At 73.4% G+C, this 15,647-nt stretch carries 11 protein-coding genes; 2 read left to right on the top strand and 9 right to left on the bottom strand.

All coding sequences use genetic code 11. From position 1 onward, the window contains the following. The first annotated feature begins 42 nt into the window (after positions 1-42). A complete protein-coding gene (locus ACFZDL_RS33365; RefSeq protein WP_353590214.1) occupies positions 43-4,806 on the top strand; it encodes a PAS domain-containing protein in 4,764 nt (1,587 codons plus the stop codon). Positions 4,807-4,837: 31 nt separating this feature from the next. Here ACFZDL_RS33365 and ACFZDL_RS33370 read toward each other — a convergent pair whose 3' ends face one another. After that, positions 4,838-5,452, bottom strand: coding sequence for a TetR family transcriptional regulator (locus tag ACFZDL_RS33370; RefSeq protein WP_353590213.1), 615 nt, complete (start codon positions 5,450-5,452; stop codon positions 4,838-4,840). 120 nt (positions 5,453-5,572) lie between these two features. On the opposite strand from ACFZDL_RS33370, the gene ACFZDL_RS33375 reads away from it, so the two are divergent. After that, entirely contained in the window at positions 5,573-6,871 is a 1,299-nt protein-coding gene (locus ACFZDL_RS33375) for an MFS transporter (protein ID WP_353590212.1), read from the top strand. A gap of 118 nt (positions 6,872-6,989) precedes the next feature. Here ACFZDL_RS33375 and ACFZDL_RS33380 read toward each other — a convergent pair whose 3' ends face one another. The 8 genes from ACFZDL_RS33380 to ACFZDL_RS33415 all read right to left on the bottom strand — a co-directional run bounded on the left by ACFZDL_RS33380 (position 6,990) and on the right by ACFZDL_RS33415 (position 15,417). Next, on the bottom strand, positions 6,990-8,642 hold the full coding sequence (locus tag ACFZDL_RS33380) for a long-chain fatty acid--CoA ligase (protein ID WP_353590460.1): 1,653 nt from the start codon (positions 8,640-8,642) through the stop codon (positions 6,990-6,992). Between the two features lie 118 nt (positions 8,643-8,760). Beyond that, the gene (locus tag ACFZDL_RS33385; protein ID WP_353590211.1) at positions 8,761-9,291 is read right to left on the bottom strand and encodes a SigE family RNA polymerase sigma factor; all 531 of its coding nucleotides are present in this window, start codon (positions 9,289-9,291) and stop codon (positions 8,761-8,763) included. A gap of 162 nt (positions 9,292-9,453) precedes the next feature. After that, positions 9,454-10,332 carry a DUF1906 domain-containing protein gene (locus ACFZDL_RS33390; protein ID WP_353590209.1) on the bottom strand — a complete coding sequence of 293 codons (879 nt, stop codon included), beginning with the start codon at positions 10,330-10,332 and terminating at the stop codon, positions 9,454-9,456. 52 nt (positions 10,333-10,384) lie between these two features. Then, positions 10,385-11,551: a lipid-transfer protein gene (locus ACFZDL_RS33395; protein WP_353590208.1), complete on the bottom strand. Its 1,167-nt coding sequence runs from the start codon at positions 11,549-11,551 to the stop codon at positions 10,385-10,387. Beyond that, positions 11,548-12,075, bottom strand: coding sequence for a MaoC/PaaZ C-terminal domain-containing protein (locus ACFZDL_RS33400; RefSeq protein ID WP_391193224.1), 528 nt, complete (start codon positions 12,073-12,075; stop codon positions 11,548-11,550). Before ACFZDL_RS33400 ends, ACFZDL_RS33395 begins: the two co-directional genes overlap by 4 nt. Further along, positions 12,072-13,256, bottom strand: coding sequence for an acyl-CoA dehydrogenase family protein (locus ACFZDL_RS33405; RefSeq protein WP_353590207.1), 1,185 nt, complete (start codon positions 13,254-13,256; stop codon positions 12,072-12,074). Before ACFZDL_RS33405 ends, ACFZDL_RS33400 begins: the two co-directional genes overlap by 4 nt. Beyond that, on the bottom strand, positions 13,256-14,251 hold the full coding sequence (locus tag ACFZDL_RS33410) for a bifunctional MaoC family dehydratase N-terminal/OB-fold nucleic acid binding domain-containing protein (protein ID WP_353590206.1): 996 nt from the start codon (positions 14,249-14,251) through the stop codon (positions 13,256-13,258). The genes ACFZDL_RS33405 and ACFZDL_RS33410 overlap by 1 nt, the downstream gene beginning before the upstream one ends. Continuing rightward, positions 14,248-15,417 (bottom strand): acyl-CoA dehydrogenase family protein, encoded by a 1,170-nt coding sequence (locus tag ACFZDL_RS33415; RefSeq protein ID WP_353590205.1) that lies wholly within the window; start codon positions 15,415-15,417, stop codon positions 14,248-14,250. Before ACFZDL_RS33415 ends, ACFZDL_RS33410 begins: the two co-directional genes overlap by 4 nt. Positions 15,418-15,647: the final 230 nt, after the last annotated feature.

Genomic DNA, 15,647 nt, shown 5'->3' on the forward strand with positions numbered 1-15,647 from the left:
AGTGTCGGGCAAGGTGCGGTACATCAGGGAGGAAGCGTCGTCGTGAGCAGCAGGCCATCCCGAGGCGCTGCTCGCCTCGCAGCCATACTCGACGCCCTTCCCGACGCCCTGCTGCTGGTCAACTGCAACGGCACGGTCGTCAACGCCAACCACATCGCGCTCGAGACCTTCGAGGTGCCGGGAACGGCGCTGGTCGGCCGTGGTCTGCTGGATCTTCTCCCCTCGTTCGACTCCAATCGCATTCCGGGCTCGATGCGCCGCCCCGCCGACCAGGACGAGGCCGGCCGCACCAAGCCGACGCGGATGATCGCGCGGCGCACCGACGGCATGCAGTTCCCCGTCGAGGTCACCAGCGCCAACCTGGAGGACGGCCGGACCCCTTACGCCGACCAGTACAGCTACACCGGCGACGAACTGCTGATGATCGTCGTGCGCGACCTGACCGGGACGCTCGACACGGAGGCCGAGCTCGCCCGCCAGCAGCGCCAGACCGAGATGATCCTGCGCGCCGCGGCGGAGGGCGTGGTCGGCGTGGACACCGAGGGCAAGGTGGTCCTCGTCAACCCGTCCGCGGCGCAGATCCTCGGCTACCGGGCCAGTGACCTGGGCGGTCAGGAGCTTCATCCTCTTGTACACCACTCGCGCCCGGATGGTTCCCCTCTGCCGTACGAGGAGTCCCCGCTCACCGAGACCCTGCGCTCCGGCCGTAAGTACCGGGTGCGCGGCCAGGTGCTGTGGGCGAAGGACGGCAGCCCGGTGCCGGTCGACCTGACGACCGCGCCCGTGCGGGACGGGGAGCAGCTCGTCGGCGCGGTGATGACCTTCACCGACCGGCGGCCCGAGGAAACCCTCGTGGCCAAGCACGCGGAGGAGCTCGAAAGCCTCACGGCCGAGCACGCGAAGGAGTTGGAAAAGCTCACCGCGCGCCATACGGAGGAGCGGGAGAAACTCACGGCGCAGCTCGCCAAGGAGCGGAAGGAGCTCACCGCGCAGCTCGCCCGGGAGCGGGAGGCGCACACCGAGCGGTACGACGCGCTGGCCGCTCGCAACGCCCAGCTGCTCGCCGTCCTCGACCAGTCGCTGCGCGGCCCGCTGCTGGAGCTGCGCGGCGAGCTCGGCGTGCTCGCCGACGACCCGGCCGGGCAGCTGTGGCCCGAGGCCAACCAGATCCTGCACCACCTCGCCGCCGGGTACACCCGGATGACCACGCTGGTGGACAACGTCCTGAGCTACCAGCAGCTCGACTCGGGCGGTGAGGAGTTCACCCGGCACGCGGTCTCGATGGACGAGGTCGTCGCGGCCGGCGTCGAGGGAGCGGTCGAGCTGATCGGCCCCGGGCGGGCGCAGTTCGCCGTGCACGCCCCGCCGATCGAGGCCGAGGTTGACGCGGAGCGGCTGGCGCAGGCGCTGGCGCACCTGATCGCGGACGTGGCGGGGGTCGACTCCACCGGCAAGGCGGCCGCGGGCCCGGGCGGCGCGACGGGCGACTCGACCATCGTGGTCGCGGCGGCGCAGCGCGGCGATGTCGTACGGATCGAGGTGCGCGGGCCGTACGCGGGTGGCGACCCCGTACACGAGCCGATCGTCCGCGGGATCGTACGGCGGCACGGGGGCGTGCTGCAGACGCATGAGATGCCGGGCATGGGCGGGCACGCCTACGTCCTCGAGGTGCCGATCTCCGCGGCCGCCGCCGCCCAGGCGGAGGAGGCCGAGGGCGCCGCCGCGGCGTCGGGGGGCACGTCCGGCCGGGGCACCGGCGCCGGGAACACCGGTGCGGGCCCCGCGGCCGGCCAGGGCGGGACGAACGGCTCCGGCACCGGCCAGACGCCGACGGGACCGATGGGCCGGCGCGCGCGGCGCGGCCCGGCCGACGCGGCCGCAGGCGGAACCAACGGCGCCGGGACGAACGGCGCCGGGACGAACAGCACCGCGACCAACGGCACCGCGACCAACGGCGCTGGAAACGGAACCAACGGGGCGGGCACGAACGGCGCCGGGACCGAGGGAAGCGGCGTCAACGGGGGCGCGGACGGCGGGATCCCCGCACGCGGCGCAGACCCGCGCACGCCCAGCACCCAGGGCGCCGGTCACCGCGGCGCGCACGCCGGTTCCGCGCCCGCGGGGCCCGCGACGCCCGCGCCCGACGGCGGCAACACCGCCGCGGGGCAGCCGGCCGCTGCCGAGGAGCAGCGGCCGACCGGGCGGCGGCGCGCCCGCCGCCACCCCGACGAGCAGCAGCAGCCGGCGGCCGCGAGGGCGAACGCCGATACCGACGGCCAGGGTTCGGGGGCACATCGCCATGCCCGCGGCGCCGGCCCACAAGCCGGCCCTCAAGCCGGCCCGCAGCCCGGCCCCCAGGCCGGTCGGCAAACCGACCCGCAACCCGGCCTCCAGCCCGCCGCGATGGGGCCGGTGCCGCCCCAGGGCGTGGCCGGCCAGCCGTCGCCCCCGGCCGGGCGGCGGGCCCGCCGCGGCGCCCCCGCCGATGCCGGACAAGGGCGGTCCGCCCTCGCGCTGCCGCCCGCGGCGGCCGACGCCGCCCCGCCGGCCGGCGGTCGGCCCGCCGCTCCTGGCCCCGGCGCGCCCCCGGCCGCCCAGGGCGGATCGGCCATGCCCGCCCTCCCCGCCGCACGCACCCCCGAACAACCGCAGACCAACTGGGACCAGCCCCCGAGCGGCTCGAACACGGGCCCCGGCCCGCTGCCCCCTGCCCAGCCGGCCGCCCAGCCCGCCGGACGGCGGCGGGCCCGGCGCGCGCTCGCCGAAGCGCCCGGGCGAGCCGAGGCCGACGAGGCGCAGCCGCAACCTCAGACTCAGGCGCAACCCCAGCCCCAGGCCCAGCAGCAAGGCGCGAGTGACCTGCTCGGCGGCCGGTCCCCGTTCGCGCTGCCGCCCGCGGCGGCCGACCGGACCCCGCAGTCCGCGCTTCCGCCGGAGCTCGGGCCCGTCGGCCTCGTCCCCGCGCAGCACGGAGCGCGGGACCCCCGCGGAGGCGCCCCCCAAGAAACTCAAGGAACCCAAGGGACCCAAGGGACCCAAGCGACCCAAGGTGGGCACGGCGGGCACGGCGGGCACAGTGCCCAGGGCGGGCACAGCGCCCAGGCCGCCCAAGGCGGCGCCCCCGTCCCGAACAGGGGCGGCGGCCTCGCCGTACGAGGCGGCCCCGTACCGCCCAACGCCGGTCCGCGGTCCGGCGGATGGCCGGCCGCCCCCGGTCCCGGCACGCCCCCGCCCGCCCAGGGCGGACCGGCCATGCCCGCCCTCCCCGCCGCACGCACCCCCGAACAACCGCAGAACAACTGGAACCAGCCCCCCACCGGCCAAGCCGCGGCTCCGGACGCCCCGTACGACACGGACGAGGACCCGTACGAGGCATACGACGCGAACGACACGAACGACACCCCGCAGCCCACCGGGCGGCGGCGGGCCCGGCGGCCGTTGGCCGACGAGCAGTCGGCGCCCGGCGGGATGCCCCCCATGGAAGAGGTCGCGCCGCAGCAAGGCGCCTGGCCGGGCGAGGCCGCGCAGCCCCAGGCCCAGCCCCGGCCCCTGCCTCAGCGCCGGCCGCAGCAGTTGCCCGCCGAGGCCGCGCCGGGCCCCGACGCCTCGCAGGGGCGCGCGATCAGCGTGCGGACCCTGGGCCAGGGCGTGCCGTTCGCTCAGCAGGTCTCGGAGCAGCACCCGCAGCACCCCCAGGGCCAGCCCCAGACGCCGTCCGGCGGCACGGCCACGGCCGGGGCCTCGGGCAGGCGGCGCAAGCTGGCGGCCCGGCCCGACCCGGCGGCCCAGGCCGCCTCGGCCGAACTGGAACCGGCCGGCCGCGCGCAGCCGCCCCACCCCGGAGCCCAGCCGCACCCCGGAGCCCCCGGCGGCCAGCCGCGCCCCCAGCCCGGCCCCGGCCAGGCGCCCGGCCCGGCGCATGGGGGGTCGCATCCGCACCGCCCCGGCTCACCCCAGACCGCGGGCCGCGCCTTCGCGATCGGCGCCCCCGACGAGGGCGCCGAGGGCCCGGAGCCGCTGGACGGACCGAACGGCGCTGTCGAGATCGTCGACGACCGCACCCCGCCGCCCGACGACGAGCTGCCGCCCGAGCCCTTGGACAACCCGCGCCGCCTGCTCGTATGGCCGGCGCCGGACATGTCCACGCAGCAGGCGCTCAGCGACCGCGGCTACCGCCCCGTGATCGTGCACTCGCGCGAGGAGGTGGACGCGCAGATCGCGGCGTACCCGGCCGCGCTGTTCGTCGACCCGCTGACCGGGCCGATCACCCGTACGGCGCTGCAGTCGCTGCGTACCGCGGCGGTCGCCGCCGAGGTGCCGGTGCTGGTGACGGCGGGGCTCGGCCAGGCGTCGCGCGAGGCGGCGTACGGCGCCGATCCGGCCGTCCTGTTCAAGGCGCTCGCCCCGCGCGACAGCGAGCAGCACCCGCCGCGGGTCCTGCTGATCGAGGAGCACCAGCCGATCTCCGAGGCGCTGACGGCGACGCTGGAGCGGCGGGGCATGCAGGTCGCGAGGGCGGCGACGGACGCGGACGCGGTGGCGCTCGCCGCGCAGATGCGGCCGAATCTGGTGGTGATGGACCTGATGCAGGTGCGCCGCCGCCGGGCCGGGATCGTGGACTGGCTGCGCGGGAACGGGCTGCTCAACCGCACCCCGCTGGTCGTCTACACCTCCGCCGACATCGATCCGGCCAACCTGTCGCGGCTGAGCTCGGGCGAGACCGTGCTGTTCCTCGCCGAGCGCTCGACGAGCGCGGAGGTGCAGGGGCGGATCGTGGATCTGCTGGCCAAGATCGGCAACAACTGAGTCCGGGCTCTGGCCTGGTTGGTGGGCGGCGCTATGCCCCGTCCCTACCGGATGCCCCGTCCGTACCGGTGAGGCGCCGCACGGCGGCACGGAGCGATTCGCGCAGCTGTGCGGCGTCCTCCTCCGTCTCGCCGACCAGCAGGTTTCGGAACTGCGACACGGCATAGGGCCAGCCCGCCAGCGCGCTGATGATGAACACCAGGTGCTGCGGTGGGAGGTACCTGTCGATCGCGCCCCTCTCCTGCGCGGCCGCGAAGGCGGCTGACTTCCCGGCGTAATACGCCCGGCGCTCCTCCTCGCGCTGGACCTCGAAGCCGCCGCTCCCGTACTCCAGACCCTCCCAGAGCATCAGCCGCAGCAGCTCGGGGTGCGCGGCGTGGTAGGCCATCAGCCGGTCCAGATAGCCGTCCGGGTCCTCGGGGTCGGGCGGGACCGCGGCCGCGAGGTTCAGCATGGTGTGTTGGACCACTTTCCTGAACAGCTCGGCCTTGTCGCCGAAGTAGGCGTAGATGAGCTGCTTGTTGGCCTTCGCCTCGCGGGCGATGCGGTCGATGCGGGCGCCCGCGATGCCGTGGGCTGCGAACTCCGCGGTGGCCGCCGCGAAGATCCGGGCCTTGGTCGCCTCCGCGTCCCTTGTCGGTGCCATGGAGCCAGGGTAACCAACTATCTGGTTGACAAGGCCTCCGCTGGGCCGCAGACTCACAACCAACCAGTTAGTTGCTACGCGCGGCGCCGGCGAGCGAGCCGGCGCGGAGGTATATCAACGATGACGGGCACGAATACGGCCACATCGACCACCACCAGTCGCCCCACCGACGCCGGGGCCCCCACCGACGCCGGGGCCCATACACAGACCGGGGTCCGCGCCCCCGCCCGGCGCGACGGCCCGCCCACCGGCGTGTTCCTCGCGATCGTCGCCCTGTGCACCGCGGTGACGGCCGCCAACATCTACCTCGCCGCCCCGCTTCTCGACCTGATCGCCCGCGACCTCGGCGTCACCCCGTCGGCCGCCGGGTGGATCGCCTCCGTCGCCCAGCTCGGCTACGCGGCCGGGCTGCTGCTCTTCGCGCCCCTCGGCGACACCGCCGACCGCCGCCGCCTGGTCGGCGCGCTGTCCGCCGCGGCGGGCGCGGCCCTGGTCGTCGCGGGGCTGGCGCCGGGGCTGCCCGCGCTCGGGGCCGCCGTGTTCGCGGCCAGCGCCGCCACCGTCGTACCGCAGCTGCTGGTGCCGCTCGTCGCCGAACGGGCCCCCGCCGCGCGGCGCGGCCGTCACCTCGGCGTCGTCGTCGCGGGGCTGTTCGCCGGAGTGGTCGCGGCCCGGGTGCTGGGCGGGCTCGCCGGACAGGCGTACGGCTGGCGCGCGGTCTTCCTCGGCGCGGCGGGCCTGACCGCGCTCATCGGTCTGGCGACCGCCGTACTGCTGCCCGCCGAGACCCGCCCGCGGACGAAGACCGACCCGCTGGCGGCCCTCAAGGGCATCGCCCGGGTGCCACGGGTGCTCGCCGCCTCCTCCGAGCTGCGGAGCGCATGCCTGCGCCAGGCCGGGATGTACGGGGCGTGGAGCGCCCTGTGGACGGCGCTGGCCCTGCTGCTCACCGGGCCCGGTTACGGGATGTCCACGGGCACGGCCGGGCTGTTCGGCCTCTTCGGGCTGACCGCGAGCGCCGTGGGGCCGCTGGCCGGCGGGCTGGTGGACCAGTTCGGGGTGGCCCGGGTGGTCGGCTTCGCCTACGTGCTCGCCGCCGTCTCCGTACCGCTGTTCTGGCTCGGCGGCTCGTGGATCTGGGCGCTGTGCGCGGCGGCGGTGCTGCTGCACGCGGGGCTGATGGCGGGGCAGGTGGCCAACCAGACCCGGGCCCTGACCGCGACCGCCTCACCGGCCACGGCCAACACCGCCTACATCGTCGCGGCGTTCATCGGCGGAGCAGCCGCCTCCGCGCTCGCCGCGCCGGCGTTCGGGCACTGGGGCTGGAGCGGGGTGTGCGCCGTCGCCGCCTGCTGGCTGGCCCTGGGCTGGCTGGGCGCCGCCGGGCGCCCCGGCCGTGCCGCCGCCCGTACGCACTGACCGCTTTCGGACGCATCGGGGCTTCCGAGGGGGCGCGGCTGACCGCACGCGCCCCCGGTCGGCCGTCCGACCGGTCCGCCTCACCTTCACAGGTCGGCGTGAGACGGATCGGCACAGGTCAGAGCAGCTGCGTCACTTCCAGCTCGCCGTCCGCGTACCGCCTGCGGATGACCTTCTTGTCGAACTTCCCGACGCTCGTCTTCGGCACCTCCTCGATCAGTGCCCAGCGCTCCGGCAGCTGCCAGTGCGCGACCCGCTCCGCGAGAAACGCCCGGAGCGCCTGGTAGTCGACGCCGGAGCCGTCCTTGAGCACCACCGTCGCCAGGGGGCGCTCCCCCCACTTCTCGTCCGGTACCGCCACCACCGCCGCCTCGGCGACGTCGGGATGGGCCATCAGGTGGTTCTCCAGCTCCACCGACGAAATCCACTCACCGCCCGACTTGATGACGTCCTTGGCCCGGTCCGTCAGTGTCAGGAAGCCGTCCGCCGTGACGGCGCCGACATCGCCCGTCTTCAGCCAGCCGTCCGGCGTGAACTTGTCCTCCGGGCGGAAGGGCTCGCCGTCGGCTCCGCCGAAGTACGCGCCCGCGATCCACGGGCCGCGCACCTCCAGCTCGCCCACCGACGTGCCGTCCCAGGGCACGAGCTCGCCGTCGGCCGAGGTCAGCCGGTACTCCACGGAGGCCGGGAACCGGCCCTGGGACTCCCGGTATTGCCACTCCTCCTCCGCCGTGAGACCGGCGGGCGGATGGGCCACGGACCCCAGCGGCGAGAGCTCCGTCATCCCCCACGCGTGGACGACCTGGATGCCGTGCCGCTCCTCGAACGCCCTCATCAAGGACGGCGGGCAGGCCGCCCCGCCGATGTAGACCTGGCGCAGACTGGACACGTCTCGCGGCCTGGCGTCGAGTTCGGCCAGCAGCCCCTGCCAGATGGTCGGGACGGCGGCGCTGACGGTGGGCCGGACCGCCTCGATCATGTCGGCGAGCGGCCCGGGCTGCAAAAAGCGGTCGGGCATCAGGATCGAGGCGCCCGTCATGAAGGCGGAGTGCGTGGTGCCCCACGCGTTCGCGTGGAACATCGGCACCACGGGCAACACCATCTCCTTCCCGGACATGCCGAAGCCCTCGACGCTGTTGATCTGCATCGAGTGCAGATAGATCGAACGGTGGCTGTAGGCCACGCCCTTGGGGTCACCGGTCGTGCCGGAGGTGTAGCACAGCGCCGCGGCCTGGCGCTCGTCAATGACGGGCCAGGGGTAGCGCACGGGACGGCCCTCGATCAGCTCCTCGTAGTCGTGGACGGTGGCTCGGCAGCCGTCCAGTACGGAGCGGTCTCCCGGCCCGGCGACGACCACATGCTCGACGGACTCGAGCCTCGGCAGAAGCGGGGCGAGCAGCGGCAGCAGCGAGCCATTGACGATGATCACGCGGTCGGCGGCGTGATTGACGACCCAGGCAAGCTGGGCGGCGGGCAGGCGCAGATTGAGGGTGTGCAGCACGGCGCCCATCGAGGGCACCGCCAGATACGCCTCCAGGTGCTCAGCGTTGTTCCACATGAGCGAGCCCACGACCCGGCCTTCTTCGACTCCGAGCTCGTCGTGCAGGGCGTTCGCGAGCTGGATGGACCGCAGGCCCACCTCGTGGAAGGTACGGCGCTGCGGCTCGCCGTCCCCGGTCCAGGTGATGACCTGAGCCTTGCCGTGCGCGAGCGCCCCATGGACGAGAATGCGGGTCACGGTCAGCGGTACGTCCTGCATCGTGCTGAGCACCGGGGCCTCCAGGGCGGTCACGCGCGGGTCAAGGTGTCCGCCGATTGTGCAGCCGACCGGGCGGTATGTCACTACTCGGTGGTCACCACACCGGACCCGCTCCCCTGGCTCAGGTGGCTCAGGCCGCCCGGGTGAGAGCGGGGTCCTCGCGCAGTTTGCCCAGGGCGCGCGAGACGGCGCTCTTGACCGTGCCCACGGACACGCCCAGTACCTCGGCCGTCTGAGCCTCGCTCAGGTCCTCGTAATACCTGAGGACGACCATGGCCCGCTGCCGGTCCGGCAGCCGCAGTACCGCGCGCCACATCGCGTCCCGCAACGCCTGCTGTTCGGCGGGGTCCGGAGCGGGGACCGGATCCGGCTCGGGCAGCTCCTCGCACACGAACTCGTCGACCTTGCGCTTGCGCCACTGCGAGGTCCGCGTGTTCACCAGCGCGCGGCGGACATAGCCGTCCAGCGCCTTGTGGTCCTCTATCCGCTCCCACGCCAGATACGTCTTGGCCAGCGCGGTCTGCAGCAGGTCCTCCGCGTCCCAGGCGTTCGCGCTCAGCGCGCGGGCGGTGCGCAGCAACACCGGCCCCCGCGCCCGCACATACGACGCGAAGCACGGGAACGCGGCGGTGGACGCGCCGTTGCACACACTCGTGGTCATACCTCCCACGCTAGGAGCGGGCCGCGGGCCGGGGATCGGCCGTAAGTGCCGAAGCCGCCTCAGCCTCAGGTTGTAGGGGTAGGGCCGGCACCACCTCCTGCGGGGGGAGGGGCGGTGGAGAGGACATCAGGGTTGTGCCCCAGGGGTGGTGCGGCAGGGGAGTCAGTCGATGATCGCCACGGGTGCGTCGACCTTGTTGCGGTCGATGTTCAGGGTCCGGCCGCCGTGCTTCTCGGTGACGTTGCCCACGTACTGGTGGATACGGCGGTGCGGATGCCAGGCGCTCTTGGGCAGGACCGGTTCACCGGAGAGCGACGCCTTCCCGCTCCACCGCGCGAACCACATCACGGAGGGGAGGTGGTGTTTGCCGGCCTCGCGGGCCTTCTCCAGATGCAGCACGCCCGACTCGGCGCTGCTGTAGAAGCCCGGGAAATAGCCGCGCGAACGCACTTCGCGGCACCAGCCCCGGATGAAGGAGAGAGTGGTCTTGGCACAGCTGGTGCGCGTCTGGTCGTACGCCTCCATGTCGAGGTAGAGCGCGCTGCGCTTCTTGATGGCCAGCGCCTTGGCGCGCTGGACCGCGTCCTTGCCTTCCTTGCGCCCCTGCGAGGTGGGACTGCCGCCGATGGTGACGTGCTTCTTGTTCGTGTTGCGGACACAGGGGGACTGGGAGCCGACGTAGATGGGCAGCACCCGCCAGCCGATGTCCCGGGTCCCCCGCATCCAGGAGACCGTGAGGTTCGGCTGGCTCGGGCAGGCCCGGCCACGGCCGCCGTAGTAGACGCCGACCGCCCGGTACTTGGAACCGCTCCAGGCGCGCAGGGTCGCGAGCGAGGGGGTGTGACAGGTGTCGAAGGCCCAGCCCTGGAAGACCTTGGCGCCCAGCGGCCGGGGGTCGGGGAGGGCGGCCGCCGGAGAGGCGGCGGGGGCAGCCGAGGAGGAGGAGGCGGAAGGGGCGCCGACGATCAGCGTGGCCAGCGTCGCGGACAGGCCGATCGAACATCCGACGATCTTCCATCTGATCTTCTTTCTTCGGTCCATATGAGGAGTGAAAGTGCCGGTGGGGGACCGGGCCCGCAGACACGCGCACGGTTCAGCCGTCTGCCCCGATGAGCAGCCCGGATGTCGGTACCCCGGTGCCCGCCGTGACCAGGACGCGGGCCGCGCCCGGGACCTGGTTCACGGAGGTGCCGCGTATCTGGCGGACCGCTTCGGCTATCCCGTTCATCCCGTGCAGATACGCCTCCCCGAGCTGGCCGCCATGGGTGTTGAGCGGCAGCGCGCCGTCGGCGACGAAGCCGGGGGCCTCACCTCGCCCGCAGAAGCCGAACTCCTCCAGCTGCATCAGCACGAACGAGGTGAAGTGGTCGTAGAGGATGCCCACGTCGATCTCGTCGGGGGTCAGCCCGCTGCCGCGCCACAACTGGCGCGCGACCACCCCCATCTCGGGCAGGCCGGTCAGATCGTCCCGGTAGAAACTCGTCATCTGCTCCTGCCCACGGCCCGCGCCCTGCGCCGCGGCGGTGATCACGGCGGGCGGACGCGGCAGATCGCGCGCCCGCTCGACGCTGGTGACCACGAGGGCCTGGCCGCCGTCGGTCTCCTGGCAGCAGTCCAGCAGCCGCAGCGGCTCGACGATCCAGCGGGAGGCGGCGTGGTCCGCGAGGGTGATCGGCTTGCCGTAGAAGTACGCGGCCGGGTTGGTGGCGGCGTGACGGCGGTCCATGACGGCCACATGGCCGAAGACCTCCGGGGCCAGGCCGAAGCTGTGCAGATAGCGCTGCGCCGCCATGGCGACCCAGGAAGCGGGGGTCAGCAGGCCGAAGGGCAGGGACCAGCCGAGCGCGGTGCCTTCGGCGGACGGCTCGCGGTGCTGCACCCCGGACCCGAAGCGGCGGCCGGAGCGCTCATTGAACGCGCGGTAGCAGACCACGACATCGGCGACGCCCGTGGCCACGGCGAGCGCGGCCTGCTGGACGGTGGCGCAGGCGGCTCCCCCGCCGTAATGGACGCGGGAGAAGAACGAGAGCTCGCCGATGCCGCAGGCCTGCGCCACGGTGATCTCGGGGCTGGTGTCCATGGTGAAGGTGACCAGCCCGTCGACGTCGGCGGGGGTGAGCCCGGCGTCGTCCAGAGCGGCCCGCACGGCCTCGACGGCCAGTTTCAGCTCGCTGCGGCCGGAGTCCTTGGAGAACTCGGTGGCCCCGATCCCCACGACGGCCGCCCGGCCGCCGAGCGTGTCGGCCCTGCGGACGCTCATCGGGCCTCCCCCCGCGCCCCCCGCGGGGAGTCCGTCTCGCTCTGCGGGGAGCCCGCCTCGCTCTGTGGAGAGTCCGCCTCGCTCTGTGGAGAGTTCGCCTCGCTCTGTCGGAAGCCCGTCTCCCCCTGTGGGAAATCCGGTGACAGCCGCACGGTGACCTTGCCCATCACATGGTTTCCGATGGCGTTGCGCCCGGTCACCGAGACCTCCGCGGTGCCGTCCGTGACCGCCGTGACCTGCCCGGTCAGCACCATTTCGTCGCCGGGGTAGTTGGGAGCGCCGAGCCGGATCGCGACCTTCTGGAGCCTGGCGCGCGGCCCGAAGTGGTCCGTGATGTACCGGCCGACCAGGCCATTGGTGGTCAGGATGTTCATGAAGATGTCCGGGGAGCCCTTCTCCTTGGCCGCCTCGGCGTCGTGGTGGACGTCCTGGTAATCGCGGGAGGCGATCGCGCCGGAGACGATGAGGGTCCGGGTGATCGGAACACGCAGCGGCGGCAGCTCGTCGCCGGCCCGGACCGTCATCCGGCCACCTCCGTCAGCTCATCGCCCAGCTCGGCCAGGAGCCCGGGCGCCGGTCCGAGATACGCGTCCAGCTGCCGGCCCCACAGAAAGTGCCGGTGGACCGGGTGCTCCACATCGGCGCCGATGCCTCCGTGCAGATGCTGGCCGGAGTGCACCACCCGCTTGCCCGCCTCACAGGCCCACCATGCCGTGGTGAGCGCATGGGTGGCGGCGGGCAGGGCCTGGTCGTAGCGCCACGCCGCCTCGTACGCGGTGACCCGGATGGCCTCGGTGTCCATATGCGCGTCCGCCGCGCGCATCAGCACGCCCTGATGGGTGGAGAGCGGGCGGCCGAACTGCTCGCGGACCGAGGTGTGGTGGACCACCCGGTCGAGCGAGCCCCGGCAGACCCCGGCCTGCAGCCCGGCGAACGCGGTGCGGGCCCGGCCGAGCACATCGGCATGGGTCCCCTCGCCGCCGAGCGGCTCGGCGGCCACGCCGTCCAGGGTCAGCCGACCCGCCGCCCACGGCGCGGTGGTCTCCACGGCATCGACGAGTGCGGCTTTGTCCCCGCCCGCAGCGGTCCCGAAGTCCTCGGTCCGGGCGGCCTCGGTCCGGGCGGCCTCGGTCCGACTGCCCTCGGTCCCAGTAGCTCGGGACACGTCTGTCCCAGTCGCAGCGGCTACCGTCCCGGCGGTGTGGACCTCGACCAGGAAGCAGCGCGGCTCCGCCCCTGAACCCTCGACGTGGGCCGGCACCAGGACATGGGTCGCCGCCCGGAGCCAGGGCACGACCGGGAAGGTGCCGCTCAGCCGCCATCCGTGCGCCGTCCGACCAGCGGTGGCCAGCCCCGAGCCGAAGGCGCCCGTCGCGACAGCGCTGCCCTCCCGCAGGGCGGGCAGCAGCCGGTCTCGCTGCTCCGCCGTGCCGTGGACGGCCACCGGCAGCACTCCGTACGCACAGGTCACCGCGAGCGGCACCTGGGCGGTGGTCCTGCCCTGCTCCTCCAGCAGCAGAACGAGCCCGACCAGACCGATCTCCTCCACAGCGGCCGGAAGCCCCGCGGCGCACAGCGCCTTCCACAGCTCGGCGTCCGTGCCGGTGCCGAGGGCGGACAGCCGCTCGTGGGTGGACAGATCGCCGAAGATCTCCGCCGCCAGCTCCCTCGCGGCTCGCTGCTCCGCGGTGGGCACGAAGTCCATCAGGCCACCGCCCCTCGGAAGACGGGAAGCTCCACGTCGCCGTCCACCCGGAGGAATTCCAGCTCCACGGGCATGCCGATGCGGACCTTGTCGTACGGCACCCCCGTGATGTTGCTGATCATCCGCACCCCTTCCGCGAGCTCGATCAGGCCTACGGCGTACGGAGGGTCGAAGGCCGGGAACGGCGGGTGGTGCATGACGACATAGCTGAACACCGTCCCGGCGCCCGATGCCTCGACCGTCTCCCACTCCTGGCAGCCGCACGCACCGCACCCGGGGAGCCAGGGGAAGCGGAGCGTCCCGCAGTCGGCGCAGCGCTGGATGAGCAGTCTGTGCTCGGCGACCCCCGCCCAGAAGCCCGCGTTGTCACGGTTGATCACGGGACGTGGCCGCCGCGCCTTCCCCTCCGCGGCCCGCTCGCTTCCCTCCGATGTCCGCCGCGCCGGGGCGTACTTGAGAATGCGGAAGCGATGTCTGCCGACCAGCTCGCCGCCCGCCCGGATGTCCATTCGCGTCGTGACGAAGTGGCCTGAGCCCAGTTTGGTGGTCTTGCGCGGCGAGACCGACTCGATCACCGCGTCGAAGGTGATTCGGTCGCCCGGCCGTAAAGGGCGCAGATACTCCTGCTCGCAGTCCGTGGCGACAACCGAGGTGCAGCCCGCCCCGTCGAGGAGGGCCAGCAGCTCGTCGTACGCCTCGGACCTGGCCGAGCCGCCCGCATGGCCGGACAGCCCTCCCATCGTCCACACCTGCAGCATCGTCGGCGGTGCGATGGCCGGATAGGCGGGATTGGTGTCGCCCATCGCCTCACACCAGTGCCTGATCATCGGCTCGTTGACCGGGTCCTTGCCCTCGCCCCCGGCCGCGGCCGCCCGGCCCTCGTACGCCCGCAGCCGCCCGTGGAAGTCATCGGTGACGGAGCCACCACCAGCCACCCGCTCGCCGGCCGTCCGCGCATCTGCCGTCCGCTCACCGGTCGTCCACTCACCGGTCATCGCTGCCCCCGCCGCATGCCGAGCCGCATCGTGGCCACGATTTCCCGCTGTACCTCACTCGCACCGCCCCCGAAGGTGTTGATCTGCGCGGCCCGGTTCATCCGCTCGAGCTCGCCGTCGCCGAACGCGCCCGGCGATCCCGCCCGGATCAGCCCCGCTTCCCCCACAATCTCCTGACACATCCTGTACACCTCGACGGCGCTTTCGGTTCCCGCGAACTTGACCCCGCTCGCATCGCCCGGGCTCAGCGTCCCCGCCCCCACGTCCCCCACCAGCCGCCAGTTGAGCAGCCGGGTGGCCGCCAGCCGGGCATGCGCCTCCGCGAGCCGGGACCGCACCCAGGGCCGGTCAGCGGGGCGCACACCGGTCTGCGGATCCGGCGTGCGGGCGTGGGCGAGCGCCGCCTCGTAGAAGTCCTCGGCCTGCATACCGATGGCGGCGAGCGCGACCCGCTCGTGGTTGAGCTGGTTGGTGATCAGCCCCCAGCCGCCGTTCTCCTCGCCGACGAGATGGTCCGCCGGGACGCGGACCGAGTCGTAGTACGTCGCCGTGGTGGTCAGCCCCGCCACCGTCTCGATCGGTGTCCAGGAGAAACCGGGGGTGTCAGTCGGCACCAGGATGATGGAGATGCCTTCGTGCTTGCGGGCCGCCGGGTCGGTGCGGCAGGCCAGCCAGATCCAGTCCGCGTTGTGCGCGTTGCTGGTGAAGGTCTTGGCGCCGTTGATCAGCCAGTCATCGCCGTCCCGCACGGCTCTGGTGCGCAGGGAGGCGAGGTCCGTGCCGGCCTCCGGCTCCGAGTAGCCGATGGCGAAGACGACTTCGCCGCTGAGGATGCGTGGCAGAAAGGCTTGCTTCTGCTCCTCCGTGCCGTACTTCATCAGGGTCGGACCGACGGTGTTGAGCGTGACCATGGAGACCGGCGCGCCCGCCCGGTACGCCTCGTCGAAGAAGACGAACTGCTCGTCGGGACCGCGCCCGCGGCCGCCGTACTCGACGGGCCAGCCGAGCCCCAGCAGACCGTCGGCGCCGATGCGCCGCAGCAGTTGCCGCTGCCGGGCCGGGTCATCCTGCAGCGCGGCACGCGTCTCGGGGCTGATCAGATCGCGGAAGTAGCCGCGGAGTTCCTCGCGCAGCCGCCGGTGGCGGGGGGTGGGGGCGAGGTGCATGGGCAGCGGTCTCCCCTTCGCTCGACGGCGTCGCACATCCGGGCCGAAAGCTTTCTGACTATCCGTCAGATAATTCGACGCTGTCAAGGTCGTGGGGTCGCGGACAGAGCCGTGGGGGGGGGGGGGGGGGGGGGCGCGCCCCCCCCCCCCCCCCCCCACCCCCCCCCCCCCACACACAAAAAAAAAACGAAAGCGCGGGGGGTGGGGCGCGAGCGGCCTCCCCGCCCCGC

This window comes from Streptomyces sp. NPDC007917 (genome assembly GCF_042959105.1).
GTDB lineage: Bacteria > Actinomycetota > Actinomycetes > Streptomycetales > Streptomycetaceae > Streptomyces.

Coding starts and splice junctions, on each gene's coding strand:
- ACFZDL_RS33395 (WP_353590208.1), bottom strand. CDS start 11,551: ATGAGCGTCCGCAGGGCCGACACGCTCGGCGGCCGGGCGGCCGTCGTG.
- ACFZDL_RS33370 (WP_353590213.1), bottom strand. CDS start 5,452: ATGGCACCGACAAGGGACGCGGAGGCGACCAAGGCCCGGATCTTCGCG.
- ACFZDL_RS33375 (WP_353590212.1), top strand. CDS start 5,573: ATGACGGGCACGAATACGGCCACATCGACCACCACCAGTCGCCCCACC.
- ACFZDL_RS33415 (WP_353590205.1), bottom strand. CDS start 15,417: ATGCACCTCGCCCCCACCCCCCGCCACCGGCGGCTGCGCGAGGAACTC.
- ACFZDL_RS33405 (WP_353590207.1), bottom strand. CDS start 13,256: ATGGACTTCGTGCCCACCGCGGAGCAGCGAGCCGCGAGGGAGCTGGCG.
- ACFZDL_RS33400 (WP_391193224.1), bottom strand. CDS start 12,075: ATGACGGTCCGGGCCGGCGACGAGCTGCCGCCGCTGCGTGTTCCGATC.
- ACFZDL_RS33410 (WP_353590206.1), bottom strand. CDS start 14,251: ATGACCGGTGAGTGGACGACCGGTGAGCGGACGGCAGATGCGCGGACG.
- ACFZDL_RS33390 (WP_353590209.1), bottom strand. CDS start 10,332: ATGGACCGAAGAAAGAAGATCAGATGGAAGATCGTCGGATGTTCGATC.
- ACFZDL_RS33385 (WP_353590211.1), bottom strand. CDS start 9,291: ATGACCACGAGTGTGTGCAACGGCGCGTCCACCGCCGCGTTCCCGTGC.